Source organism: Bradyrhizobium sp. Gha (genome assembly GCF_900113735.1).
Classification (GTDB): Bacteria; Pseudomonadota; Alphaproteobacteria; order Rhizobiales; family Xanthobacteraceae; genus Bradyrhizobium.
The window spans coordinates 26,142-51,954 of record NZ_FOQM01000011.1 but is presented as its reverse complement, the minus strand read 5'-3'; the positions used below and the strand labels follow the sequence as shown (position 1 = coordinate 51,954).

Sequence of the window (25,813 nt, the reverse complement as noted above, 5' to 3'; positions counted from 1 at the left end):
GGCACCTGCAGAGTTTGTTTACTCTCTAGCCTGCAGCTTTCCTAATTCTCGCTTTGACCGCGGCAGACCGGCCGATGTAGCGGCGAATGATCTTCTCGACGGGCTCCTCGTTTCCGCGATCTCGCGCATGCTGAAGCCGCCGATATAAAACTTGGTCGCTGCCGTGCCGCGCAGATCGTTAAAATGTAGATCCGCTTGGTCAGACGATAGGGGCAGAACACCGCGGCTTCGAGGATGGTTCGAAGCCGCAACTTTCGCAAAGACTTCTGTGACCGAGCGCTACTGCTTGTGCGGAATTGTCTTGCCCAAATGAACAGTGTGATCAGGTTTAAGAGAATGGGCCAACGCGAGTGGGAGGATGTTTTGAGGGGGCGCCAGCTTGCGGCGGTCCTGCGAAGTCTCTGGATGGGACTTTCGGTTTTGTTTTGAGAGGGGAGACAGATCAAGCCGCTCTGACGAATTCGCCGGCTGCGGATCGTTCATTGAGTCGGTGAATCAGACCGTCTCGGAAGTCCGCGACCTCGATCCTTTCGGCCGCAATTAGCCGATGAAGGGTCACGTTGCAGTCGTGCTCGAATTGGCGAGCCGTGACGGGTGGCACGTACATTCGTCGCGCCAAAACAATGCCGTGGGTCGGAACAGGCGCGAGACCCTGCTCAAAAATTCGGGGTACCGTCTGATCGTAAACGCAGAACGCGCGAACACACGCGTTGTTGTAAACAATCATCTCCTGCCGCACCGATACGCACACAAATCTGAAAATCGCTAGGACTTTTTTGGTCGGCTTTCCTGGCTTTGTTGAGAGAATATCGATTGCCAAAGCTTCGACCTCCGCATCATTCGCGCGTTCACGTAAAATGCTGAGCCCATCTTCATAAGCCTTGGAAAAGGCCGCCCGCGCGAGCCTTCCATCTGAATCGACGTCCACAGGATCGACGAACATTCGATAGAGCGTCTCGCCATTCTGGACGATGCCGGGCGAACCGTCGCCTACACTATGCTGTTCGCATTCGCAGGCCGGACAGTGCTCTTCCAAGTCCCTGGCGAGCCTACGCCCTGTGCCGCCCAGCCATTTTCGACACTCCGCGCAACGCATCAGACGATGGTGGGTAGATTCATCACGATGGTCAGAAACGCGTTTACGTCAGCCGAATTGGTCGGCCCACTGACGAACCGCGATGGCGCGCCCTCTGCATTCGAGTAGAGTTCGACATTATCATCGGGAAGGAATGTGATCGAGTTGAACATGCCATCTTCTTCGAATTCGAGAATAGCGCTGCCGTCTCGCCCTAGCGTCGTCAGGGGAGCGGGATGCCAAGGCTCCAGCTCGGCCACATAGGAAATTGCGTGATCAATAGCAGTCTGGCTGGGCGCCGCTGCACCGTTGCCGTCCCAATCCTCATTATAGCTACGGAAATCACGAAGCCGGGCGATACCACGATCGAAAGCTGTCGGCGTCTGATACCTTAGCCGCTCATCGAGCACTTCCGCATTCCGCGTCGTAATTGGGCCGCGAACAGCCGAAGGGGCTTGGGATGCCTCGCTCACCACCGGCGCCGTACCGAGCAAGAAAATCATCGAGCCCGCGACCGCGTAGGGAGCAAGACGTTTGCGCCTCGCAAAAGCAGGCGAACTGCTGGGGGAATCAATATCGATCGAAAACGGGGCGGCCGTCGAAATGCCGGTCATGAATCAAGTCCTACGCGCATGGCTATATCGGCGCTTACGATTTCCCTAAAAAGCTCAATACAACGATCGTGCATAGATCTGAACGTCGACAACTGAGATATAGCTGTTTCGCCTTCATTTTCAAGCGCTTCAGATGAACCTTCGAGCAGGTTGCTCTGTACAGCCGTGCCAATCGAGATTACTCGAACGGAAGTGTCGGGTGTAACCTGATGGGCTGGGTGCATCATGCTCGCGTCAATATTGACCTGCACCAGACGCTCCCTGCATCCTTGGGCGGCCTCGAAAAAGCCGGTATGAGAATGCCACAACCTCTCGTTGTCAAAAGCATGCGGCACAATAAGCTTTGAATCCGCATTGAGCAACTTGCGAGCTGTTGGTTTCCCCGTCCCCGCAAAGCGAAAGTTATCCTTGTATTCAAGCCGCAGGTTATCGACACTGATCGAATACAGAGCGCTCCGCAGCGGCGGCTTGATCAATTGCTCGAGCCGCTCGGCAAACGCGGCCCAGCTCGTATACTGCATCGCCTGATAGACCAGGCCAGTCCGCCCCACCTGCAAGCTTTCGAGAGGGCGCTTCTGCATCCCTGCTCCCGGCATCGAAACGGCAGCTGTGCGTAGGAAGATCATCGCCTCGACGGCTGGGGCGCCCGGAGGCGCCTGGGGAGCCTGATTAGGACCCACCATAAATTGGACCGAGTTAAGGACCTGCTTTTCAGTCAGGCCGGCGGCCCTGCAAACGGCATCAGCCTCTCTGACGGCTCTCTTCCAGGCGACTTCGGTCAGCGGCTCACGGAAATTCACCGACGCCGCCACGGTCTCGATCGAATTCGCTTCGTTGAAGGGCGTCCAGTCCAAATCTGGGGCAATATCGTTCATGGGGCTTCCAGGCAGGATCGATGTCGAGCGTGTCAGCTTCGGACGCTCGTGTAAACGTACCGTTAGATCTGGGTGCAGGTTATCGGCGCAGTGCTTGCTTGGAGAGGCACCGGTGTAGGGCCGGGACCCGCCATCCGTTCACAGCCGAAAACCTCTCAAACGACGGATTTCATTAGAGTACTTGTACCAGAAGGTGCGCGCAAGTAGGGCCAAAAGCCCGCCGGGCCTCGCGCTGCGGGCTCAACCATATTGTCGGGTACGCGACCCCCGCCAATTGGGCACGCAAACAGCTTGGGATCAGGCAAGATACGCCAACACCCAGAGAAAGCCGGCGAAGGCGATCCGGCCGAGCCCCAGCCGGGTTTCACGCAATATGCCGGCGATATTAATTTTACATCATATTTTGAAGGCGTGAGTTGAAACTAGTGCGGGTGGATCAGCGCTCGTCTAGCTGCGCCGCGACGGCCGGAGCGCAGTGATCTGAATGACTTCGACGCGCGGTTTCGGTCCTGTCGGCAGAGACGAGCGATTACAACTTACCTGCGCGTCAGTCGCGGGCTGGCATAAAAATCCGAGACTCTAAGCGCTCGGATGAAAGCCGGGTGACAGGTCAGCTGGTCTGCCAGGCGAAGCTGTCGTCTAAGTCCTCCTCAATCACCCCGGCCGCGTATAACTGATCGAGCAGGTCAGCTACTGCGAGCACGCTTGTTCCGTCGGTCGTGACCTGCCTTACCAGCTCCGACGCTGTGCAGTTGCCGTACGCGATTAGATGTCCAACGGAAGCCCCAGTGATGTCGTCGAGTACCCGGTGTTCCATGTGACGTGAGCGGAGATGAAAGGATCGGTTGATGGCCTCGTATTGCAGGTCCCTGCGGAAGCGGATCGGCAGTTCGGGAGCCGGACTGTCGAGCATATGCTCGTTAATCATGCTCTGCAGCCTCTCCCGGAACTCGTCAGGCGTCCCGAAAAAGCGTTCACTCAAAATGCGGTAGCCCAGGGGCCAGCGTTTGCTACCCGGCACAGGCGTCACCAATTGTAAACGTCCCTGCAGCATATTTACGAGAAAGCCGGAAACACAGGCGATCGTCGTGTGATCGCTCTCCAGCAGGGCGATTGCATCATCTTTTTTGCCGGTCCTAAATCTCTCGCCGCGATCACGCGCGCGTCCGGCAAAAGCCTTTGCCGTCATCGCCTCCTTACCCTGCAGGACAAGTTCGACACCGATCAGCTCCTCAGGCGAAAACGCCATGTGAATCTGGTCGAGATGTCTTGTGCTCAGCACGGAAAAGCGATTCGTCACGGTGCGGTAGCGCTTGAACATTTCGAGCACGCGCGTGGTGAGTGCGCGATCCTTGAGCGGTGCCGCCGTCGTTGTCTGCGGCATTGCGCCTGTGATTTGATAGTAGTCGAGGAGAAAACGGTCGTAGTGTGGGTTGTCCATAGGCTCTGTGGCCCAGTAGCAGAAACCAGTACGGGCCGCCGAACCAAACATCTCGCTCGTGATACCGACCACGCCGCGCCAAAGCGCTGCATGCTCTTCGCTATATTCGTAGTAGCCCTTGAAGCGATCGGCCGAGAGGCCGCAGAACCAGCAACCGACGGTACAGCCATCGCTCAGCTCAAAAGCGATGATGGGGTACGTGATCGACGCCGCCGTTCCGCCCAATTCATCGTTGCAGCGCCGGATTTGGCGCTCGCGCCACGCATGAAAGCGAGGGTTAATCGTCGACATTTCGCCCTGTTCGCGCAGGAGATCGCGGTGGCGCAACATCTCGGAGAGAAACTCGTCCCACATCATCGCGAGGGGCCACGGCTTGGACTCCGGCTTGAAGCGGTGTTTCAGGTAGCCGCGGTGCCAGAGGGGCAGCATCTTCATAGGGTCAACTGCGATGCCGTAGCGATCAGTTACCGCTCGAGGAGAATCAACGTTCTCCGAAAGCGCCCTACGGAAATCCAAGTCACCGGCCAGCCGCTCCATGAAGCGCTTGACGTGTGAGAGCGTACGCAGTTGCTCGGGCGTGCGCCGGCCAAAAATCTGTCGGCAGTGTTCGGTGGCAGCGTTCGTCATGCCGTTACGGGTGAGCCTGAAGTGAGGCCGGAAAACAATGATTTCACTCCTGTCGCGGCGTGCTTTCAGTTCTCTTCGGACCTGATTGCTTCCTTGAGGACGAGCCTATGCGATCAGAGTTGAAAGTCTCAGACCGTGACCGCGACAACAACGACAATAAGTAAAACAACAGCGACTAAGTCACGGCCCGCTTCCGCGGCTTGAATGGTGGCCGTGGGTACCTGCGAGCTAGAACTGGCCAACGCAGTGGTATGCACAATCTCACTCAAGCCAGCACCGCTCGAATGTTGCTTGCTGCCGACCAACGCGCCGCGCTGCATCAACTCGTGTCGGCGTGGCGCTCGGATGCAGCTCCTAACCTCGTCAAGCGTAAAATCGTAGCCGCGGCTCCTCCCGGCCGCTACAATCGGTGCGAGACCTGTAGCACTCTGTTTAAGGCTTTCAAGCAGACTACTTTCGTTGGCAAGATTCTCGACAAACCGTTCTACCTCAACCTGCGACATAGCCAAGCCTCCGCCAAATGTTGCTACTTGTGTCACCTGCAAGTAATCGGTGACGATGCTGCAACAGAGCAATCGGCGTGCCAAACTGAAATTGCTTTTTTGGCTTTGTCTGACCGTGCGTATCGTCAACAAGCCGACATTCGTCTCGAACCTTACAAGCGCTGAGTAAACTGGGATGAAACCTCCTTGTTGTCGGTAGTTAGTCCATGCCAGCACCAGAGCGACAGACCACCACAGCGCTTTGCGGTGATAGCGTGCTTGAGGAGTGAACCCGACAACAACATTTGGCAGTCTGGTCCCTGGTATTTGCTCGGTAGCTGACGCACGTGCCCCGGAGCGGAGAATAAGCCACGCATTTGCGCCGGGTTGATCGCCAATATAGTTCGGTCTCAGCAACGATGAGTTACAAAACAAACCTCTGGTTTGGGGCGAGTCGAATTCTGACTTGCGATGCTTGGCAACGAGTCCACACAAGTAGGCTGCTACGTTGCGAGCTCTCAACGCCGGACGAGGGCAAAGTTAAAATTTGCCGAACGGATTCAGGACAGTTTTACGAATAAGGGCCGCTTTAAGCTTACCTGGACTATTCAACAAACGTGCTAAAGCTCTCCATATTTTAGCCCGCCCCGCCGCTAAACACCGCCGCGAAACGGGGAGTGCTTTGCGATGGACTATGTGAGCAGTGAGATTGCCGGACAGGGGCCGAAGACTTTTGGACGGCGCAAAATGACGCCGCGCGTATGCGTGGTGGATAGCAAGCGCCATCTGCGCGCTTTCATGAGCGAGGTGCTCGAGGATCTCGGCTTCGTCGCCAGCGAATGCAGCACTGCGAGCGAGCTGCAAGCTATACTCGCGGCCGATCTGCCGGACCTGGTCCTGCTTGGCATTGCCGCCGATCGCGTCGAGCCAGGCCAATTTCTGGAGGTTCTCGTACGCGAGGCCTTCGATGGCAAGGTTCTCGCTGTCGGCGTGCGAGATTCGATTATCGTGAAGGCGGTGAAGCAGGTCGGCGATGAATATGGGCTTGGGATGCTGCCGCCGCTCACGACGCCCTTTGCCGCGGAGACGCTCCGCGAGCGCGTGGCGATGCTGCTGCCCGAGGAGCCGGCCCCGAGCCCGGCCGTGCATGTCGGCGAGGCGCTGCATGGGGGCTGGTTCGAGCTCTGGTACCAGTCGAAAATTGACGCGCGCTCGCTGGTTCGCCGGGGTGCCGAGGCGAAGGTGCGCATGCGACACCCAACCTGGGGCGTGGTCCGGCCAGCTTTTTTCATTCCGGAGGGTCACGATCCATATTTCAGCGGCTTGTCCGAGTTCGTGATCGAGCGCGCCCTGCAGGACTGGCATTACCTTTTGGAACGGCAGAGCGCGATCGATCTATCGATCAACCTGCCGACGCCATATCTGAAAAAGCCGCAGGCCGTCCGCGACCTCTGCCGCCGAATGCCGATGCATCCGGCCTTTGGCGGGTTGACGATTGAGATCGCCAGCGAAGAGGCGATCCATAACCTCGATTTTTTGGCCGAGATCGCTCGCGAAATGAGCTTCCACAATATCGGCCTGTCGATCGACAATCTCGGAGCCAATTGGCCGGAGCTGATGGGGCTGGACAGAATTCCCTTCATCAAGCTGAAAGCCGACCGGCAATTCGTCGCCGGCTGCGGCAATGACCGGCTAAAACGCACGGTTTGCCGTCACATCGTTGAGCTCGCACAGGACTACGGCGCGCGCGCCGTAGCTGAAGGAATCGAGAGCAGGGCTGACCTGGCGGCCGTGAGCGAGCTCGGTTTTGACCTCGTCCAGGGCTATCTGTTCGGCAAACCGATGCCACTGAAGAAGTTTGCTAGAACCGCTTTGACACCGACCGCAATGAAGCAGGAGTGAGGGCGCTGAAGCTTACACATAGCGACGTGCGAAGAACACGCAAACGATCAACAGCGCCGCCGCGGCGACTATGCTCCAGGCAACTGGCCCGTGCTGTCCTCCGACTGCATAACACACGCGGTTTGCCTGATGCTCGCAGGCATTGGCGACAAAGGCATGTAAGCATCAGGTCTAGTCTGTTGCCCCCAGTTGAGGAGGATCCACGTATTTTCATCTAAGTATTGAGGATACGTCACGTAGCTCTCGCGCACTGAAATCATGCGTCCATACGGCACTGGGCGGTCCGCTCATGGAAAAGCTTCTGTTGGTGCGACCACCTTCAGTCTGGGGCTGGTGATGACCTAAGCCGGTATCGAGTTAGTCTGAATCGATTTTGGGAATTCAACCAGCGCGTTTCTGATTCACCATGCCGGCTGGATAGGAGTCCGGCATGGCTGGGCAGGCCATATTCTCTGGATGTTCGAAAGCGTGTGGTAGCCCAGTTGAGGGCGGTAAGACCCGAGATTGGGTGCCAAACACTTTGAGCTAGCCAGCAGCACGCGATGAGCGGGATGAAACGAGTCGACGAGACCGGCAGCGTTGAGCCCAGCGAGATTGGTGGCCACAAGGCAAAGGCGATCTCGGGCGAGTATACTGAAATCGGCGGTAGTCAGTCGATTAAAGGAAAAGCCTTTTCCCCATCGTGCGCCCCGCGCCGGCTTTCCTTTAATCCGTTGCGACAGTTAGACCCATAGGCAAAGAAAATCCCGTTTATGATCTGAAGTCCGACGTGTCGTTCGGTGTCGTGCTCTCATGCTGAAAATAACCATCCGAAATTTGCGGCTTGCAGTCTGAAAGCGAAGAGACGCATGACTGCCTGACTGTCGCGTCGGCGCTCTGTTTCTCTTGCGTGTGCTCTACTGCCACGAAGGCAGACAGCATGCAGTCCATTTACGGCTCGGGTCGGACCAAACGCAGGTCATCACCTCAACAGCCTGAATTGGTGCCGAGTGCAAGGTTTCGAAAATTGAGGGATTAAGTCCGTTGTTTAAGCAGCCTCACAAGTTGCAGTCTTCTTGCTTTACGCTTGTGCCGCTAGTCCAAAGGCGCGGAAGCAAGTGATCAGCTGATGAAACACCTCGCGCATTGAACAACTCCAAATCGCAAAAAAATGATTGGCAACCGTTGAAGTAGTTGAGTAGCTATTATACAGCTTAAGGTAGATACGTTGCTAGGCGGTGGTTTGGTCCGCTTCGCGAGCGCATGCCGCGAACCAGTTCCAATCTTCGTCTGCGCATGTGGCCGTGCGGTTGAATGAGGACGGCGCGGTCGTTGTCCGAGGATTTTCCAAGCATCAGTTCTGAGGCGAGGCGAACGTTGCGCGAGCCCAAAAAGAAAGCTGGTTTCGTTTCATGGACTGGACATGGATTGCGTCTATGATCTCGACTGTTCGATCAGGCTGCAAGTCGATGTGGTGGCCTAATAGGGAGCGTTCTTTGAGAAAGGCACTAGCCTTGTCGACACCAGAGGGAGTTGGATTCTAAGATACTGGTGGTGTGTATCAGAATGCGGCCGCTTGATTGAGCAGTAGTGAGCACGCTGAGACAATTCGGGCATGCGTATCACCAAGACCGTCTTGCCGGTTTGTCGCCCGGCATGACCACCACGGAGCGTGTTTAGACATCCAGAGAGAGGCACGTCATGAGTGGAACTATGGCTGTTGATAACATCATTCTGCAAGAGAACATCGTCAAACACTCGGACCGGCTTGGTGCTGAAATCAAGAACATCACGCTGTCAGACGATTTGCCTGACGATGTCATCGTAGCGTTCCGTCAGCTGCTGCTAGAGCATAAGGTCATTTTCTTCCGCGATCAGAGACACCTAGACGATGCCCAACAACAGCGTTTTGTGCTGCGGCTCGGCTCGCTGACACCGAATTTGACAATGGCAGACACAATGGGCGGCTTAGCGACCCGGCAGGAGCTGCCTGATCGCGCCTGGAGTCATCTCAATCAGATGAACGATGAGCGCGTCCGTACAGTCATCTCCGTGCTGCGGCTCGCAGCGGGTTCGCCTTTTGGCGGCGACATTGCTTGGTCGAGTAGGGCGGCCGCTTATCTTGATCTTCCCGATTCCCTGCGGATGCTTGCAGATAATCTCTGGGCTGTGAGCTTCGGCGTATCTGATCTCACTGCGCCGGAGAAGAACACCGAACCGAACAAGCGGCCTTGGTACGGCATATCGACCGGAACGATATACGAAACAACACATCCAATTGTTCGTGTTCATCCCGAGACCGGCGATCGCATGCTCTCGCTCGGTCGTTCCGTAAAGAACTTCGTCGGCCTGCAGCGCTATCCCAGCCAAAGACTGTTTGAGCGGCTGCAATCCTATCTCATCGCGCCCCGGAATACCCTGTGCTGGAACTGGAAATCAGGCGACGTCGTAATCTGGGACAATCGCGCGACTGAGCCGTATCCCGTGAGCAAACCAAGCTCCTCTCACTCAATGATGGATCAGGTTACAGACCCCCGTGTACCGCACGTGAAGAGGTCGAAATCAAGGGCGGCAAAGGCGGCCTGACACGGTCCACATCGTCCGGATCACGTCAGACGCCTGGAAACCCAGGTCCAAGTTGCGGCCCTGCACTGTCGCGGAGCCGCCCGTCTTATGCGAGCAACGGCTAACGCGCGCAGCTGCCACCGGGTAGGCTTCTTCCAGGCCCAACAGCATTAATCTTCAGGCACGGTCTCTGCTGCGCTCAAACCGATGACACTGCATTCTTGATGATCTGACGCATCCGGGGGCTCTCGCTCCGCGAGCAGCCGCGAGACCTGGCTCTGGAGATGCCGCTCATGCCCATCGCCTGCAGCAGATCGTCGACCGAGCGGGTCGAGACGCCCTGCACGTAGGCTTCCTGCACCACGGCCGTGAGCGCCTTCTCGGCCATCCGGCGCGGCTCCAGAAAGCCGGGGAAGTAGGAGCCCTTGCGCAGCTTGGGGATGCATCCCGACCGTGCCGGAGCGGGTCTCACAGGTCCTGTCGCGGTAGCCGTTGCGCTGGGCCAGACGCTCCGGGTTCTTCTCGCCCTAGGCGGTCCCGGTCTGGTCCTCCACTTCCAACTCCATCAACCGCTGGGCAGCAAAGCCAATCTGTGCAGCAGATCCGCGTCAGAGTCTTCTCCACGAGCGTGCGAAGGTTCATCATCTCATCGATCATCGGTGGTTCGTATCAGCAACCAGACCCTACTGGCGAACTGCCGGTGACCACCGCAAGCCGACCGCTGCTACGAACCATCAGCTTGGCATGACGTACTCCCAGTGATGGTGTAGCTCGCTAGAGCAAAGCCGTCCGCACGCGTCCTGGCCGCCGCCGGCTACAATACAAATTCCGAAGCCTCATGCCTTGCGGCTCAGCCCTTTGCTGCGCCAAATCCTCTCCGCTCTCACCGCCGTGGTTCAAACCGTTCCGGCCTAAAACCAGAGTTCTTCGCGGACGACTAAGGTGAGGCTGTCAAGGGGAAGCCCCCTGACATCGCAAATATCCCGGCCTCCACTCTTTTCGGCAACTCTTCGCGAGTTGGTGCATCAATCTCAAGGTCGACAACAGGCTCGAATTGCCACGAGCGAACAACGGGCGCTGTTCGACCTACAAGCTTTTCGCTCTCGGCCACGCTGTGCACCGAAGTGTTTTCCAGAAACTTGTCTTGAGCGGATCGAACGCTACTTGATGAGCGGCAGGCTCTGCGAAAGCGACATCGATTCCACGCTCGGGTCGGCTTGCAGCTTCTGCAGCTGACCGGCGTCGATCTCGGCCGAGAAAATTCGTGGTGCGATCTCGGTGCGAGGCGTTACGAACGAGGGTCGTTTGGCTCCGTCCCTCAGCTTGACGAGCACCACCACACGCTCGCTGTCGTCCAGCGACCGCCCCATGACCGAGGTTTGTGGGGTTTCCAGCTTCCGCAGCGATTTGAAATCGATAGGCATGTGATCAGCCTGTTTCGCTCCTGCAATATAAACCTGCGCACCCAAAGGTTCAAGAACCGTTACTGGCCGCGGTCGCCGCCAGGATGGGACCCGCCACGGCGTCTCCCGTGGCTCGCCCATAACCGTAAACGCAGTGCCACGCCCCCGGTTGCATCGCCGGCGCGACGGTGGCGGTGGACAGAAGGCGGTCTCTGAGTTCGGAAATCGCCAAGTCTTGGCCTTTCCGCTTGGCCTCCGAATAGACCAACGCGATCAAGCCGGTCACGGCGGGAGCCGCCATGCTTGTTCCAGACTTCTTGGTGACGCCGTTAGTCGAGCCGGATTTCGCGGCAATCACGAATTGGCCCGGTGCCGACAATTCTGGCTTCTGGCGATTGTCGCGGGTGGGGCCCGAGCTCGAAAACGTCGAAATCGGGAAATTCGCCTTATGCGCATCGTAGCTGCCGACCACCACCGAATGGTGACCCGTCGAAATGGAACCCAGCGAGTGCGACGGGACGGGCGACATAAAGGAAGCCTGGCGACGGTCATCGCGTTCCAGCCAGGCATGATACTCGACCGCCTCGCTGTCGACCGTCTCGAGCTTCACGATGAAGTTGTCTTCGGAGAGACCCTCGGCGATCCAGATGCCCACGACGTTGTCGGCGTTGTTGGGATCGGTTAGACGACTCCCGATGAAGATCGCGATCTGGTTCGGCGCACCAATGGTCAGATTGCCGCCGGGCTCGACGGGGCCGAACACCGAGCCGTCAGGTGCGACGACCGATACTCTCAGCCGCCGTCCGCCTTGGTACCAGATCTGCAGTTCGGCGCCGCCCTCGCTTTGTTGTTTGATTTCGATCAGATGTTCCGCATCCGACCGCACGGTGCCCGTGGTGTGGATGCCGTCGGTCTGGGCATTGCCGGCCGCGATCACGACGGCCCGGTTCGGTTTCTCCCGGACGATCGCGTCGAGACCCTGCTCGACCAACGAGGTGCCGTCGTGCGGACCGCCATTGGTGCCGAGGCTCAGATTGACGACGCAGGGCCGATCTGCGGCCTGATCGAAGACGAAGCGGACTGCTTCCAGAAGCTGCACCGAATCACCGAAGGCATGATTGGCGGTTTCCGGGCTCATCCACGCGATGTTCGTGGTCGAAGCTTCCACGAACACGATGTCCGCCTTCGGCGCGACGCCGGCCTGCTTGGTACCGTTTCCGTTGCCGGTTGCGATGTCCATGACGTGGGTGCCATGCGTGCCACCAGGTTCGGCGGGCGGGGCATAGCCGAGCGCGGCATAGGGATTGGGCGCCGACAGGGCGGCGTCGATTTCCGCGCGGGAATAGGCCCTGCCGTATTTGACGGTGCCGCCCGGCCAGGTAGTCGCTCCCTGATTCCAGATTGCGAGCAGGCGTGTCTTGCCGTTGCTTTGGCGGAAGTTCTGGTGCGCGAAGTCGCAACCGAAATCGACGATGCCGATCACCACGCCTTTACCGCCGTCGGGCGATGTCCCGTGAGGCAACGCCACGTCGGAAACTTTCATCGCGGGAATGGTGGCGGTCAGCGACGGATGCAGCGGCTGTGAGGCCTTGAGGCTAAGGATGTTCTTTTCCGATCGAACGGCCTCCAACCTTTTGACGGGCAGTCGGCCGGTCACGATGGACGAGCCATCCTCGGACTGTCCCAGAACGGCTCCCGGATCCACGTCGGGCAGCGCCGTCCAATCGTCGACGGATCTGACGCGCGCGATGACCGCGACCTCGTCGCCCGCGGTCGCAGCCAGTTCGGGTCCTCGCTTTCCCATCCTGTAGTTCGCCAACGCAAGCTGCAGGCGAGGATCCATCGGGGTCGTTATGGTGACTTTCAAGGGCTTGAAGTCCGAAAGCTTGCGGTTGGCGACGGCGGAAAGCCTCGTCTTCAGCTCGTTCGACGAAAGCTTCGGAGATGGATCGGCCAGGCTCAAGGCGGTCGCCGCCGCGAGACCTCGACCAGCCGGTGACGACGCGAAGCTCTCCATGGCGGCCGCGAATTGGGGACCCGCCCTGAACGCGAAGAAAGCTTCGCCATTGTCTCTAGAGAAGGCACTTTTGCCTGGCGCCGCTCGCTTCTTGGCGGCCGTCACCCTCTTTGGAGCTGTTTGCTTCGCCGGTGCCTTCGCGGCCTTTGTTTTCGAGCGCGGAGCCTTCGCTTTCGATTTCGCCTTCATAGCCATTTTGCTCGTCCGTCAACGCGTGGTGGGTCTATTGCCTAAGGTCGAGGCGACGTCGATGATGGCGGCGGTCGGTTTTGCGGACCTCCTCTTGCAGCCGGCGAGCGGAGGATGCTTGCTCTTGCCGAACCGCGTTGCCAAACCGGTGAGCTTCATTGTGATGAAGTCGGCGATCTGAGCTCCGTACTCTATTGGGCGTCCGTTGACAGTAATGTCGCCAACGAGGTAATTGCGGTCTGACGGTACTTCAAAGATCGCGCGAACGGGCTTTGCCTCGGTGCCGCGCACGACCTTCCAGAACGATGCGGGATCCGATTGATCGGGCGTTTTCCACCCGGCCGTGCTCAACCCATCGAAATAGATGCCGACGGGATTGGCGAGCGTGATATCGGCATCGGCGCGCGCCAGCGTGTTGACGTCGCTGCCGATCTTGGGGTCGCTGTGCCGATCCGCCTGACCGTAGCGGCCACAGTCGATCAGCTCCTTGGCGTCGGTGATGAGGGTGCCCTTCGGCGCTCTGGTGTTGCTTGCTCCGGCCGCAAGCTCGATTTCAGCCGACAAGGTATTGTTGTCCTGGATGAGATGCATCGCGCCGCGAGAAGTCCCGCTATTCCATTTGTTGCGCGCCAGATAGCTGCCGTCCGTTCCGAACAGCTCTTTGGCGGCGACCGAAGGATCGATGTGCTTACGGTACAGCGCCAGGACGACATCGGGTTTGGTGGCGGCGAGGAATTCCCAATATTCCGGACCTTCGCAGGTGAACATGACACTTTTGATTTTGCCGCCAGCGCGTGTGACGCTCCATTCGCAGTACTCGTCCTGGACGTCGCGGCTTCCGTCGGCGGTCTTCCACCTTTCCTGATCGGTCGCCGAATCTAGCGCGACGATTTTTGGGAAGGCCGTCCAAGTGATGTCCTTCTCGACGGCGTCCGCGTCCGGAGGGGTGCTCAGAGCGTTGAAGAAGCGCTGTCTGGGCGCATCGAAATCGAAACTTTGGGGCTGCCCGGCCGCGGCCTTGTTGATTTGATCTGAGATCCATTCGCCCCACGCCGCACGCCCGTTGGCATCGAGGTCTGCGAGAAAGCCCGGAGGGTCGAAAGCGTTCATGATGGCCCCGAGGTTGCTTCGATATGCCCGCTTTCCGTCATGCGCAACGGAGCGGGAATTTCCAGGTTTGCCGCGCATGGCAGCGTAAGACCGAATTCTAATAGCGGTCGCTTTCGGAATTGTCGTCGTCGCGACTCCGCCAGGCGGAAGAGGTCGTCGAAGCCGTCAGAAGTAGAGATATTCTCCCCGACCGCCTTCCAATACGCCTGAATGCGTTCGACCAGCTCGACTTCGCCGGAGCCGGCAGGTTTGTCCCAAAACCGGAGAAACTCCGATTCGGGAGAGGCAGGATCCGCCACACGCGGGCTCGCCCGGACGGCGTCCGAGAAGCGCTTGTCTAATTCGGCGCCTCCATCGAGCGCGATGTCCGACGGCATGAACTCCAGGAGAGCGGCACGTCGTTCCGAAAAGATGGGGTTTGGGAAATCCAAGCTAAGCAGTCCTATGGCAAGCCGCCTGGATAGGACGCCTCGTGCCAGCAGTTCGCGCAACACCATCTCGTCTTCGAACGAAGGCTCAGGGATCGGGAACGCGAAGTAGGTGTCCTTTTCCAGCGTAACCTCGCCATCCTTCAGCCTAACACCATGCTTCTTGCACGAAGCCCGATAGAAAGCTGCCGGCACCTTGAGGCGGCCAAGCGAGACCTGGAGCTTCAGTTCATCGACCAGGCAATCAGAATTCAGGAAGAATGTCGTCGGAAGCCGCAGGATGTCGTCGTCAGACAGCGAGGCGCTTTGCTGAGGTGAGCAGGCGATGTTCACTGTAGTGGTCGTCAAAATCTGCCGGAAGAATCCTTTTGCGTTGGTCAGTCGTCCCGCCACCACAAAACGATCGAACCGCGAGTTCGTCCAGCGTGCGATACCGGATCTGACCAGCAGTTCGAGGTCCTCTCCTCCTTTCAAATCCGTTCCATGGTAGAAGGCGTCGGTGAGAAGAGGATCGTCTGGAGCTAGCATCTCGTCGCCGATCGGCGCGGCCTGCGAGTGCCAGTGCATCCAGGGAGCTTTCAACTCCTTCATGACCGGACCGCCGTTGATGTGGCTGTCGAAGGGCCCGTGTCCTCTCGTGGGCTCCTCCAGCGCCTCCCACGAACTGCCGGCCCACGACCACACACCGCGTCGGCGTTCGTAGAAATTGTATGCCGCCGACTTCGGATCCCAGGCGAAGATCTGAAGGAAGATGTCGGCCGAGTCGAACGGCGGTGCGGTCGATATGAAAAGCTCGGCATCCTGGCCGCGATGCCTGGTGACCACGAGCCTGAGGTGGCGGTCGAGCTTGGTGGTCTCTGCGCTCCAAGTGATCTGGCCGCCATCAGCGACGCGGTAGAGACGCTGTCCCGGCAGTGCGTCCGGTCCGATGGCCTGGTCGAGAATCTTCAGAACATCTTGAAGATTAGTTGGCCGATGTCCGGCGCCGAGGACCAAATTGCCGAATGGATCGTTGAGGTCGCGCGAGATGGCTTCCTGGGTCAGAACGACAGGCTCGTCATCCCGGCCTAGAAAAAAGCGGACAACGTCGCCAACCTTAGCCTCCGCCAGAGGGTCTCGTGTCCCTAAGGCTACGCCCGACGTAGGGACGCGGTAGGGATATTGCCGGGTCGGAAAACGCGATCTCAAAACAGACGCTCCGGAGCATGCTCGTCAGAAGTCCCCAGTTGGGGGAGCGGGTCGGATTGTCGTCCGGCGCGTCTGGTCGTCAACTAGGGGTTACCCCAGCCACGTCCGAGGGGCTGAGGACGCCTTTCGGAACTTGCTCAGCCCATACCGATGCTGGATCGCCGATATTCACCAGTGATTGTCAAACTGCCGGCATTCGTAGATCGGCGAATGGGAGCACAGGTTGCTTGCGAGGCCATCGAACGTCGTTCCTTGGCTGCGAAGCACCAATCCTGGGAGCCGGACGGCGAGCACGTGACCCGCGCTGTAACCTTTGAAATCGGCTGCGGTGATCAGCACCTCGCCGAGTTTGGTGCGGTTGCCGGTGTAGAGCGGCGGCAAGCTGTATTCGACCATCCAAAAATACTCCGGAAGCCACTCCAGCTTCGAAATTGTCAAGTCGTCGAGCAACGTGCCATCGTGTCCGGTCATTCCTTTCAGATGTCCGAAGTACTGCGATCCTTTCATCAGAATAGCTCGAAGAACGAAATCTTGGGGCCGGATCGCCATATAATCCAGCCATTTGTTCATCTGTCGCCCCTCGAATTGCTGAAGCAGGTTCTTCAGCGTGCTCGAGGCCAACCCTTCCGCATAGTTCGAATGCACCACGGGTTCTGCAGGAAGCAGCCCAATGAGGCAGCTAGGTTTGACGTTGGTGTGCAGGTCGAACGACCGCGCGCTGAGCGAAAAATGCGGACCAAAGTTGTCATCGTGGATGAGAAAGTGGTCGATCCAGGAACCGCTCGGAAGATACTTTGCAGATGACGGGCCTGAATACGCCGGAATGGCTTGCGGATGCCATTCGTCGGAATTCCTCGTATGGCCGAACACCGTCACCACGTGATCGGCGCGCCGCTTGGTCGTGAAGCCGAGCAACGCTAGGTAGCCGGACTCGACGATGGAGGCGAGCTCGGGAAGAAAGTGCTCAGGCTTCAGCTTAGTGATGACCAACGGGTTGAGGCCCGCGTCGGCAATCACGTCTTCCATCTGTCCGGACTTGAGACCCTTGACCTTGCTCGTGATGCCGAGGAATCTGTTGATGCCGACGTTGCTGATTGGCTTGGCGAACTGTCCCGCGGAATTGATCGCCATGCGCAGGCATGCATGACCGCAGACGTGCGTCGTGTCGTTCTGTTGGCAGTAGTAGACGCCCTTGAGCGCGAAAACCCGCCTCGAAATCGTGCGTTCGAAATGCCCCTCCGCGGCGACGAAATTGTTGATGAGAAGGCCGGAGTGACCATTGCCGAACGAGTTCTTGATGGGGGCGAGAATGGCCTCGAACACGTACGAGTGGGAGAAGTCGGCCTTCCGTTTGGAGCGGTAGTTTATGATGACGGCATGTGCCAGTAGGTTGGCCTCGGCTTCGGGTGAATTCCGCACGTCATTCGCCGAGTGGCAGTTTTTGAAGAACGATAAGGCTGTCGCGCTCGCCTCGCCGCCACCTCCATATCGGCGGTCGAGATGCTCGATCTCCTCCTGGACGTCCGGCCTATCCAGCGCGCATTCCGCGACGAGCCAAGTCGCCCGCTGCTTTCGGGTGAGCGTGCAGATCCGGTGGAGCGGTTGGGTATTCGTCGCTGCGCGGAAATATTCCCGGACGATGTCGAAATAGAAGGAGAAGGGGGGCGCGCAGGCGATATTGACCGTATCGGTCGCTAGACGTTTCCACATTCAACGCAGGTGCTCAGGAGGCCGGCTTGTTGCGCGGACCCCCCATCAGCAGGTTGCGGTCATGCGCGTTCGAGGACGACTGTATGCGTCGCAGGTACTGCTCCTGGTCCCGCGTGAGCGGTGGATGTTCATAGGTCGTCTGCTGCTGCTGGCGGCTGGTGTCGTTCGACTGCCTTAGCCCTTGCGACTCTCGGTCCCGTTCGGTCATGGCGCGCACCCTAAGTAGTCTGCCCATTCAAAATAACCTGCGTTTGCAATGCCAAATCGCTACCACAGTGAACGAATCGACACAACAGCGGGCAGCCGACGCGGCTCGCATCGACCCTCGAATGGGTGATTTATACCGCGTAAACCTTAACTTGACCTGAACCAGGTCCGAAACGGACCGATTATGACCGATCTTAGCTAGGGGTCGCCTTCAGCCGTTCAATCCCCTCATGAGCTCGAAATCCTGCAAAATTCGGTGGTGGACCTGAGCCCCAACTTCGAGGGCTCAGCGACATATTCAAGGCCGGCGCCTCCCAACCGTTCCTATGCTGGTCCGGCGTCCAACGAGGCCGGTCGGCTTTGATATTGCGGCAAGTCGCCCCCTCGAGCTCCCGAGGCGATGCCCCGAGCGTACGAAGCACTTCTCCTTGTCCAGGCAAACGACCTCGCTCAGGGTAGACGGCGGCCGCCGGTCAGAAGGAGATGTCAATGCTGATCGCGGGACGGGGGCCAATCCCGAGCGTCATCTCGTTGATGAGCAGTTGAAGCCGACCAAGGCACCCACCGCCAACGTCGCGCCACGCGGAGGGTGCACGGGGCTGAGTGAAGGCAGAAGCTCAAGTAAGCTTGGGCAACAGATCCGCCTTCGAACGGATCGGGACTGACTTCGTCGCTTCCCCGACCACCGGTTGGCCGGCGTCTTCGAAGGTGTCTGCGTCACGGATTGTCTTGCCGAAGTCGAGCCCGGTCCTTTTCTCGACGTCGGCGATCGCTACGCGCCATTGTGAGACGTTTACGAAGGTCGCTGGGCCGGGCTTGATCCCGCCATGCCTCTGCTCAGATAGCAGGGCGAGCTGATCGACGACCAGACCCACCGACTTCACTCCGGACTTTCCCTTCCAGGCGATCACCTTGAAGAACGACGAAGGGATCTGGACGTCGTCCGACCAGAGATCGATCTTGTCGTTGAAGATGGGGCCTTGGAAGACGCAGATCTTGTTTTCCGTATCTTCCGCGATGGCGCCGTTCTCCAGGACGTACTGCTCGGCGCCCTGCCAGAACTTCGTGCTCTCGTTGAAGCGGAAATGTTGCGGCGTACAGTTCGTCAAGTGATAGGTGTCGGCGTTGGCACGTTGCGCCTCCTCGACGCTGCCCCAGTTCGGATCCATGCGCCGGGTCAGATGCCCTCTGTCGAAGAGATTGGACCATGCCGAATAGAACGGCTGACCGAGATAGAAGGAATCGCTGGCTCGGGGATCCGTGTACCAGGTCTCGCCTTCCGCCGCTTCCTTGACGAGCCCGGTCTGGCGGTCGATGTCCAGATACCTGTTTCCGTCGATGTTGGTGGCTGTGAAAAGAGCCATCTTCTTCGACTTGTTCAACTTGATGCTGAAGTGCTGATACTTCAGCTCTCCTTCGGCGGCATTCGCTTCGTCGGCCCTTAGCGGAGCGACTTGCTTGGCCGTCTTACCGGTAGGTTCGGGAAGCGGAAACTCGACACCTTTCACGAAGTGCGGATTGTATCCATCACGATTCGAATAGTCGCGGTCGATTGCTAGCTTTTCGGCGCCGCTCGTCAACCTTTTGACTGGCTCCGCCGGAGCAGCCTGCAGCTTGGTGCCCGCCGTCTGTCCGACCCTGACGGTCACCTCGATAGGAATCACCAACTTCATCTCATTGGCCGAACCGTCGCCGCTCATCGTGTTACGCTCCTCGCTGATCTTTAGGCTTTCCTGTCTGGGATCCGACGGGCGCGGCGGGGAAAGCGTTTTTCCGCCGGCATGCGCGATGGCGCGTTTCGATAGATCCAATGCCGCCTGCAGTATCGCTCTTTGATTCTCGGGCAGAGCTGCCAACCTGCTCGCCAGGTCCTCGAAGATCGCGCTGATGCGCACCCCTTCGTTGACGTTGACGGGGATGGGACGCCCTTCATCGTCCGTGCGCTCCAGGAACGGCTCTCCAAAATGATGGAGCGCGACCAACTCCCAACTGTCGTTGAAAACGGGCGAGCCGGAGGATCCGTGTTCAGTATCCGTCTCATAAAGGAGAGTGCGGTCCGTACGGTACTGCAGCACGTTGTTTCGGACACCGATCATTTTGGGAAGGCCATTGGGATGCTGAATTATGTTGACGTTCATCCCGATCACGTGCCGATCCGGCTTGTTCGAAAGCGCACAATATCCGAGCTCTTCTAGGCTGGCTGGACCGCTGATCTTCGCCCCGAGCGCGATTAAGGCGTAGTCGAAATCCTCCTGACGGGAGAAGATCGAGAACGTCTGCGGGTTGAGCGCAAAAGTGGTCGTGGGGCGCATTGTCCCATCTTCTCCGGCCTCGCGATCGAAGGTGACCTGGGTGGCAGCGGCCGCGGTAGCGTCGGCGATCACGTGCTGGTTGGTCAGGAAGAGATCCGGGCTTATAAGAAATCCGCTTCCTACAGACCAGATGCCAGCGTTATTCGCCTCCACATATCCAACCGAACGCCGCACAGTCGCACCGGCCGGCAGAAACCACGAGGCCTGGAGGTCGTCCGTGCCTTGGATCGCTTCCGCAGCTCCGGCGGGGAGCGTTCGCCGCTGCGTTTTCGCGGTGAAGACGGCCATCCGGGCCCGATCGGGCTCGGCTTCCCGCCATCTGCGGCTGTCGACAAGTTGTCGCACCCTTTCGCGATCGGACCGTGTGGCATCCACAATCGCCTTCAATCTCGACTTGTCCGCCTGCATGACCACCTGCCGCTAAAAGTCTTCAAGGTGGCATGATTGGAAGACGGTCATGCGACGGACAAGCTGGGGAATTCCCCAGGGGCGGCATGGTCGTCTTATGATAGGCTCGCATGATCTTAGCGGAGAGGTCGGTGATGAGCGATCAAGCTTTCTCAGAGCCGGTGGTCGTGACCTTCGACCAAGTGCATAAAGCGCTCGGGACCCAAGAAGCGGTCGGGAATATCGAGGAGGCGTCCCGGCGGGATAACTCCGTAGCGCCGGAGCAGCGCGCTGCGATCATGGCGGGTGTCGGCAACGTGCTTGATCAACTTCGCCAAGCCGAGAAGAAAGCCGACGCTAAGGTCTTGACGGCTACTCACGACGCCCGCGCCGCAAGATTGCAAAGTCTCATCGCTTCCGGAGACGCAGCAAAGTTGTCGTTGAAGCCTCTACCTGCCGGGGGGCTCGAGGCGATGTTTGATACCGACGATTGGTTCGGCTGGGCATCCGTCGCTTGGGAGAAGCTCAAACACCTACGGCCTCACCAGATGCTGCGGCCGGCCGACACCAAAGCCGCTGTGCTTCCTGAAAGAGCGCGCTTGGCCCTTCTCGGGGATTGGGGCACCGGTCTTTACGGTGCTCCGAAGATCGCCACCGCGATCGTGGACGATCCCGACCCGTTCGATGTGATCATGCATTTGGGCGATGTCTACTATTCCGGAACCGAAAAGGAGGTCGCCGACCGGTTCCTCCGCGGATGGCCCAGGCGAAATGGTGCCATCAACCTCGCGCTTAATTCGAATCACGAGATGTATTCGGGCGGAGACGCCTATTTCGGGAAGACATTGCCGGAATTCGGTCAGCAGGGCAGTTACTTCGCGTACCAGAATTCGCGATGGACCTTGGTAGGTTTGGACGTCGCCTACATCGACCACGCCATCGATGACGAGCAGGTGCGCTGGCTACTCGACGTAGTTCGGGCGGCCGGAGAGCGCAGGATCATCCTGTTCTCACACCATCAACTCTATTCCAGCATCGAATCCGAGCAGGGCGAAAAGCTCTGGTCACATCCTGAGTTTGGGGAGCTGTTGCGCAGCAAGCGTATCTTCGCATGGTATTGGGGCCACGAGCACCGGTGCACGATCTACGAAAACCCCGACACGAGCTTCGGAATTCTGGGGCGCTGTATAGGCCACAGCGGCATGCCGCAGACCCGCAAGGCCACTATTGGGCTGGAGCAGGCAACCGGTAAACCATACGAGCGCGCAGATTGGCGCTTCTGTCCGTCGACGATGGTTTCGGGCAATCGGCTGTCCCGCGCCCTTGTTCTGGAAGGGCCGAACGAATTCATCTTCGGCGAAGAGGAGAAGTTTGTGCCTCACGGCTATGCGGTGCTTTCCCTCGACGGCGAGCACCTCATGGAGGAGGTGCGGGACGCCAGGGGAACGCTGATCTACTCCAAGCAATTGGCGTGACGAAGGAGCGCTGAATTGAGCACATTCGATCGGGCGCGCCGAGCACTCGGCTCCAATACACCGGCGGAGGCGATCCGGAAGGTGAGGGCCATCGTCGGCTCCAAGAACATTCCAGACAGCGAGGCGGAGGCGCAGAAAGCGCTGGAGACGTTTCAGAAGGGAGAGATCCCGACACCTAGCCAAATCGCCGCGCTTGAGATGGTCATCAGGCTCATGCGACCGGTGGTGCTTACGAGCGACGGCGAGCTCGGAGACCTTCCGGAAACGGCGAATAGGGACCTGCAGCCGACTGAATTGAAGGACGAGTGGAGCGGCTTTCGTGGCAAGGTCCGCCCCTTCGTCCGTTCGATCGGGAGGATCGAAGATGCAAAGAAGTCGCACGTCGGGACTGGCTTCGTCGTCGGCGACAGCCTTATTGCCACCAACCGCCACGTTTTGGCGGTGCTCAGCGGAGGCGCGGACGTGCTGGCTTCCGGCAGCGCGCGCATCGTGTTCAAACAGGAAGCGGGCGCCTCCAATGCCTCGTCCGACATCGGCGGCATCACGGAGGTGGTCCACGTTCATCCCAAGAAGGACATCGTCGTGCTGCGAGCCGAGACCGCGGACCGCGCGCCGGTTGTTTTTTCGGACGATGATTTGAGGGAGGCGGATAGGATAGCCGCGATCGGATACCCCGGAAAGGACGAGAACAACAACCCGCTCTTCCTGACTGCCGTGTTCAACGGGAAATTTGGCGTGCGGAGCGCTGCGCTGGGTGAGGTACTCGACGCCACCGAGAAGCCAGACATCTTCCACGATTGTTCGACGACGCAAGGAAACTCGGGCTCGCCGATCTTTTCGCTGGCGACGGCCCAGGTCGTGGGTATCCACAAGTCGGGCTACTTCATGTATCGTAACGAAGGCATATCGGCCGACGAGGTGAAGAACCTGTTGTAGGAGGCCTTCGTGAGCCGTCGCGCGCTGATCATCGGCATCGAAGACTACGTGGACGTCCAGGACGGAAGCATCGGGCCGAAGCTCCCGGGCACCCGCGAGGCGGCTCTCGCGTTCCGCGACTGGCTGTCGGCCAAATGGAATGCAGAACACATTGCGCAGACGGATCGCCAGATCGTGTTCTGCTCCGAGCCAATAGTGCCGGACGGCAGACCCGCCAAGTTGGATGACATCAATCAAGCGCTATTGGACATAAGAGCGGCCGGTCAGGACTCGACGGACGAATTCTTCTTTTTCTTCAGCGGCCATGGTTTTACCTTCGTTTCCGCTGGGGCGCGGGCCGACCAGCTTATTGCCGCCAACTATCGCTCGATGGAGCTGTCGGGGGCGTCTGCGTGTCTGCATCTCGACAAGATGATCTACTGGTTGAGACAGGAGCTCGGACCCGGCAAGCAGTACTACTTCGTGGATGCTTGCCGTAATGAGCTTGACGGTACGAAGATCGCAGGCGCGACCTTCGGTCTGCCCAACAATCCGCAGACCACGGGGGAGGCGATGACCTTTCTCCTCCAGTCCACCGTGCCGGCGGCCACGGCGGCCGCTGACGGACGGTTTCCCCGCGAACTGATCGAGGGACTCAAGGGTCGCAGCATCGCCAAGACCTGGGACGAGGTCGATGACGACGCGATGCTCGTCAGATACGACACGTTGCGGATTTACGTGACAGGTCGGTTGAAGGATCAACCCATGTACAACAAGGTCGAAGGAGCGGGGGGAGAGGCCGACGGCATCATCGCGCGTTTCAAGCCCGCACCGACGACTAACTGCGTTGTTCGCATCGAGGGGGCAACCGAGCCCGTGAAGGGATTCGTCGTTATGAACGGCCGAAGGACGGGGCACTTCCGGGTGGCCTTGACCGGCGACGTAACCGATCTGGTCGTCAAGCCTGACCGCTATACGATGAGCGTCGACCTGCAGAACACGAAGGTGCGCGACAACGACCGCACCATTCTCCTGTTCGAGGACAACGACGTGACCTTCCACGTGGGCAATCTGCCCACTCTGGAGGTCGCATCGGGACCCGATCTCTCCGATGTACTGGTGCCGCCCCAAACCTCCATCGAGCTGCGCGAGCTGAACACCGGTGAGAGACAGATATTCGGTAGGGATGCCGTAGGTGCGCTGCCGAAAGGCAGGTACGCAGCGACTATGCGCGACAGGGATAGCATTCTCGTCAGCAGCCGCATCTTGGATGTGGAGGGCGGGAAGTCCGTCAACCTTACCGACTGGACTCAAAAGACGGCTCAAGCTTCGATCGCCGCTAGCGGATTTCCTGTGGACGGGGGAGCTGTCGATTTCTCCGAAAGTCTCGGCGGACCGCTCGCGGATCCCGACTTGAATGTATGGCTTGCCGTGCTGGGAGCCGGGAGGATAATGAACGGCATCTTCGGGCGCTACTATTCGAAGATCGGCGCTCTTCCGCTGCACGACTTCCGACAAGAGATGCCGGGCGCTTCCCCGCTGTATGTGCTTGCGGGATTCGACGATGCCGGCCTGGAGTTGAAAGTGTCGGTCTGGAAGCCGGGAGCGGTGCCGAGCTGGCTTCCTGCCCACCAGCCCGCCGGGCTGGACGGGGTGCGGGAACTCTACGTTCCGATCTCGACGGGGCCGCAGCTCGTTTCGTTTGAAGTGAGCGGGCAAGCCGCATACACCGTCGCTTCGCTGTCGTCGCCCAACCGAGCAACGTTGTTTACGCTCACATTGGACGAGATAGGAACGCCAGTACTGGCCCAATATCTGCTCCCATTAGGAGAGCAGGTCGGGCAACTGCATCCATTCGTCGCCGAACGACTACGCTTCCGGAATCCGTTGGCCGACGTCAAATCCCTGGCCCAGGCAATGCGTGCATTCCGCAATCGACGCGATATACGGGAGACCATGACCAGCCAGTTGTTGGACGAAATCCTGTACATGAAATGGGTCGACCCGATCGCCACGGCGCTCTCAGCCTACGAACTGATCCGAAGAGGCGAGAGAGGATCGCTTGCCGAGGTCGCGAACAATTTAACAACCTATTTCCCGGACTTTCCGGACGGAGCGGCCTTGGCACGATTGGCCGGGATCTCGAAGCCTGATTTCGAAGCCATTCCGCTATTTCTCGACGGCCTACGGGCCTACGACGATCTTGAAAGCAGATTGCCGATCCCGGCGGCCAGGCTGGATTACTCGAGTCCATGGACCGCCTGGCGCGGCGTCCCAGCGGCAAGGTGAGGTGAAGGCTGCATAAGCATCTATAAATCTTATCATGCAGCTTTGATGCGGCGGCCCCGGCGTTGCGTGGGGAGGAGCATAGGAGCCAATTTGACGAGGTAGCAGGCAGAGCGAGCCTACGAAGTTCTCACTCGCTCAACACCGGCACGCTAACCAAGGGAGAGCCTCGCCAGCGTGAACCGGCCGGCTGTTCTTTCGCCGGACGCCCGGTTTGGGGAAATCATTGCGCCTGATCGCTCGGTGCGGTTGTATCGGCGCAGGAGGAGTGCCATGCCGCTTGTCGTCGACGGGAAAGCCAAAGCCGTGGCTCACGGCGAACTGCGGGCAATCGGGTTTTGGATGATCGTCAAGGACGCTTCGCCTATTCGGCCCGTCCGCGTTTTTGTCAGCTACGAGGCTCTCGCCCAGTTAGATCCCTTTGACATTCGGGATTTGGCTTCCGCATTTGAGCACTTCGAGAGGTTTCGAGCTCGCATCGAAGCCGCAGCCAGCGACAAGTTTGATCGGGCCGGACCTGATGCGGAGAAGTATGAAGGTATGCCGACGATCCGATTGACCACCAACGATCCCATCTAGATGGATCAGACGCCTGGTCGAGATCCGGCTGAGGAAGGGGAAATGAT

The 25,813-nt window shown here is 58.9% G+C and carries 20 protein-coding genes and 2 pseudogenes; 7 read left to right on the top strand and 15 right to left on the bottom strand.

Translation table 11 applies throughout. From position 1 onward, the window contains the following. Positions 1-25: 25 nt before the first annotated feature. From BM222_RS43040 to BM222_RS43320, 6 genes and pseudogenes are all read right to left on the bottom strand, one after another. Positions 26-192: pseudogene (locus BM222_RS43040) on the bottom strand (tyrosine-type recombinase/integrase); the annotation flags it as partial. Between the two features lie 250 nt (positions 193-442). Further along, positions 443-1,036, bottom strand: coding sequence for a hypothetical protein (locus BM222_RS15995; RefSeq protein ID WP_143105975.1), 594 nt, complete (start codon positions 1,034-1,036; stop codon positions 443-445). Between the two features lie 59 nt (positions 1,037-1,095). Further along, on the bottom strand, positions 1,096-1,689 hold the full coding sequence (locus tag BM222_RS15990; RefSeq protein ID WP_092229188.1) for a hypothetical protein: 594 nt from the start codon (positions 1,687-1,689) through the stop codon (positions 1,096-1,098). Beyond that, a complete protein-coding gene (locus BM222_RS15985) occupies positions 1,686-2,564 on the bottom strand; it encodes a hypothetical protein (protein ID WP_092229187.1) in 879 nt (292 codons plus the stop codon). The genes BM222_RS15990 and BM222_RS15985 overlap by 4 nt, the downstream gene beginning before the upstream one ends. A 610-nt stretch (positions 2,565-3,174) precedes the next feature. Beyond that, entirely contained in the window at positions 3,175-4,632 is a 1,458-nt protein-coding gene (locus BM222_RS15980) for a radical SAM family RiPP maturation amino acid epimerase (protein ID WP_092229186.1), read from the bottom strand. 128 nt (positions 4,633-4,760) lie between these two features. Continuing rightward, complete coding sequence (locus tag BM222_RS43320) at positions 4,761-5,135, bottom strand: Nif11-like leader peptide family natural product precursor (protein WP_092229185.1); 375 nt, start codon at positions 5,133-5,135, stop codon at positions 4,761-4,763. Positions 5,136-5,861: 726 nt separating this feature from the next. On the opposite strand from BM222_RS43320, the gene BM222_RS15970 reads away from it, so the two are divergent. Further along, positions 5,862-7,016, top strand: a complete 1,155-nt coding sequence (locus BM222_RS15970) for an EAL domain-containing protein (RefSeq protein ID WP_502690896.1) — start codon at positions 5,862-5,864, stop codon at positions 7,014-7,016. Positions 7,017-8,708: 1,692 nt separating this feature from the next. Continuing rightward, positions 8,709-9,581, top strand: a complete 873-nt coding sequence (locus BM222_RS15965) for a TauD/TfdA dioxygenase family protein (RefSeq protein ID WP_244547148.1) — start codon at positions 8,709-8,711, stop codon at positions 9,579-9,581. A gap of 238 nt (positions 9,582-9,819) precedes the next feature. Here BM222_RS15965 and BM222_RS15960 read toward each other — a convergent pair. The 7 genes and pseudogenes from BM222_RS15960 to BM222_RS15935 all read right to left on the bottom strand — a co-directional run. Further along, positions 9,820-10,217 (bottom strand): annotated as a pseudogene (locus BM222_RS15960) (transposase); the annotation flags it as partial. 503 nt (positions 10,218-10,720) lie between these two features. Then, on the bottom strand, positions 10,721-10,984 hold the full coding sequence (locus tag BM222_RS15955; RefSeq protein ID WP_092229182.1) for a hypothetical protein: 264 nt from the start codon (positions 10,982-10,984) through the stop codon (positions 10,721-10,723). A gap of 49 nt (positions 10,985-11,033) precedes the next feature. Further along, positions 11,034-12,980 carry a S8 family serine peptidase gene (locus BM222_RS15950; protein ID WP_244547147.1) on the bottom strand — a complete coding sequence of 649 codons (1,947 nt, stop codon included), beginning with the start codon at positions 12,978-12,980 and terminating at the stop codon, positions 11,034-11,036. 55 nt (positions 12,981-13,035) lie between these two features. Beyond that, positions 13,036-13,191 carry a hypothetical protein gene (locus BM222_RS42130; RefSeq protein WP_244547146.1) on the bottom strand — a complete coding sequence of 52 codons (156 nt, stop codon included), beginning with the start codon at positions 13,189-13,191 and terminating at the stop codon, positions 13,036-13,038. Next, on the bottom strand, positions 13,188-14,279 hold the full coding sequence (locus tag BM222_RS15945) for a DUF8225 domain-containing protein (protein ID WP_092229180.1): 1,092 nt from the start codon (positions 14,277-14,279) through the stop codon (positions 13,188-13,190). Before BM222_RS15945 ends, BM222_RS42130 begins: the two co-directional genes overlap by 4 nt. Beyond that, on the bottom strand, positions 14,276-15,895 hold the full coding sequence (locus tag BM222_RS15940; protein WP_092229179.1) for a hypothetical protein: 1,620 nt from the start codon (positions 15,893-15,895) through the stop codon (positions 14,276-14,278). Before BM222_RS15940 ends, BM222_RS15945 begins: the two co-directional genes overlap by 4 nt. A 168-nt stretch (positions 15,896-16,063) precedes the next feature. Further along, positions 16,064-17,218, bottom strand: coding sequence for a hypothetical protein (locus BM222_RS15935; protein WP_177243252.1), 1,155 nt, complete (start codon positions 17,216-17,218; stop codon positions 16,064-16,066). A gap of 177 nt (positions 17,219-17,395) precedes the next feature. On the opposite strand from BM222_RS15935, the gene BM222_RS41105 reads away from it, so the two are divergent. After that, positions 17,396-17,593: a hypothetical protein gene (locus BM222_RS41105; protein ID WP_177243251.1), complete on the top strand. Its 198-nt coding sequence runs from the start codon at positions 17,396-17,398 to the stop codon at positions 17,591-17,593. Between the two features lie 25 nt (positions 17,594-17,618). On the opposite strand, the gene BM222_RS15930 is transcribed toward BM222_RS41105, so the two are convergent. Together BM222_RS15930 and BM222_RS15925 are read right to left on the bottom strand one after the other, a co-directional pair. Beyond that, the gene (locus BM222_RS15930) at positions 17,619-17,813 is read right to left on the bottom strand and encodes a hypothetical protein (RefSeq protein ID WP_143105973.1); all 195 of its coding nucleotides are present in this window, start codon (positions 17,811-17,813) and stop codon (positions 17,619-17,621) included. A gap of 616 nt (positions 17,814-18,429) precedes the next feature. After that, complete coding sequence (locus BM222_RS15925; RefSeq protein ID WP_092229176.1) at positions 18,430-20,532, bottom strand: DNA/RNA non-specific endonuclease; 2,103 nt, start codon at positions 20,530-20,532, stop codon at positions 18,430-18,432. 134 nt (positions 20,533-20,666) lie between these two features. On the opposite strand from BM222_RS15925, the gene BM222_RS15920 reads away from it, so the two are divergent. The 4 genes from BM222_RS15920 (at position 20,667) to BM222_RS15905 (ending at position 25,766) form a co-directional block, all read left to right on the top strand. Further along, the gene (locus tag BM222_RS15920) at positions 20,667-21,986 is read left to right on the top strand and encodes a metallophosphoesterase family protein (RefSeq protein WP_177243250.1); all 1,320 of its coding nucleotides are present in this window, start codon (positions 20,667-20,669) and stop codon (positions 21,984-21,986) included. A 15-nt stretch (positions 21,987-22,001) separates the two neighbouring features. Next, complete coding sequence (locus tag BM222_RS15915) at positions 22,002-22,922, top strand: trypsin-like serine peptidase (RefSeq protein ID WP_092229174.1); 921 nt, start codon at positions 22,002-22,004, stop codon at positions 22,920-22,922. Between the two features lie 9 nt (positions 22,923-22,931). Continuing rightward, on the top strand, positions 22,932-25,190 hold the full coding sequence (locus BM222_RS15910; RefSeq protein WP_092229173.1) for a caspase family protein: 2,259 nt from the start codon (positions 22,932-22,934) through the stop codon (positions 25,188-25,190). Between the two features lie 270 nt (positions 25,191-25,460). Then, positions 25,461-25,766: a DUF1488 family protein gene (locus BM222_RS15905; protein WP_092229172.1), complete on the top strand. Its 306-nt coding sequence runs from the start codon at positions 25,461-25,463 to the stop codon at positions 25,764-25,766. Positions 25,767-25,813 lie beyond the last annotated feature (47 nt).

Bases quoted from the DNA above. Each gene is read 5' to 3' on its own strand.
- BM222_RS15990 (WP_092229188.1), bottom strand. From the start codon at position 1,689: ATGACCGGCATTTCGACGGCCGCCCCGTTTTCGATCGATATTGATTCC.
- BM222_RS15985 (WP_092229187.1), bottom strand. From the start codon at position 2,564: ATGAACGATATTGCCCCAGATTTGGACTGGACGCCCTTCAACGAAGCG.
- BM222_RS15980 (WP_092229186.1), bottom strand. From the start codon at position 4,632: ATGACGAACGCTGCCACCGAACACTGCCGACAGATTTTTGGCCGGCGC.
- BM222_RS43320 (WP_092229185.1), bottom strand. From the start codon at position 5,135: ATGTCGCAGGTTGAGGTAGAACGGTTTGTCGAGAATCTTGCCAACGAA.
- BM222_RS15970 (WP_502690896.1), top strand. From the start codon at position 5,862: ATGACGCCGCGCGTATGCGTGGTGGATAGCAAGCGCCATCTGCGCGCT.
- BM222_RS15965 (WP_244547148.1), top strand. From the start codon at position 8,709: ATGGCTGTTGATAACATCATTCTGCAAGAGAACATCGTCAAACACTCG.
- BM222_RS15955 (WP_092229182.1), bottom strand. From the start codon at position 10,984: ATGCCTATCGATTTCAAATCGCTGCGGAAGCTGGAAACCCCACAAACC.
- BM222_RS15950 (WP_244547147.1), bottom strand. From the start codon at position 12,980: ATGGAGAGCTTCGCGTCGTCACCGGCTGGTCGAGGTCTCGCGGCGGCG.
- BM222_RS15945 (WP_092229180.1), bottom strand. From the start codon at position 14,279: ATGAACGCTTTCGACCCTCCGGGCTTTCTCGCAGACCTCGATGCCAAC.
- BM222_RS41105 (WP_177243251.1), top strand. From the start codon at position 17,396: ATGCTCGATCTCCTCCTGGACGTCCGGCCTATCCAGCGCGCATTCCGC.
- BM222_RS15930 (WP_143105973.1), bottom strand. From the start codon at position 17,813: ATGACCGAACGGGACCGAGAGTCGCAAGGGCTAAGGCAGTCGAACGAC.
- BM222_RS15925 (WP_092229176.1), bottom strand. From the start codon at position 20,532: ATGCAGGCGGACAAGTCGAGATTGAAGGCGATTGTGGATGCCACACGG.
- BM222_RS15920 (WP_177243250.1), top strand. From the start codon at position 20,667: ATGAGCGATCAAGCTTTCTCAGAGCCGGTGGTCGTGACCTTCGACCAA.
- BM222_RS15905 (WP_092229172.1), top strand. From the start codon at position 25,461: ATGCCGCTTGTCGTCGACGGGAAAGCCAAAGCCGTGGCTCACGGCGAA.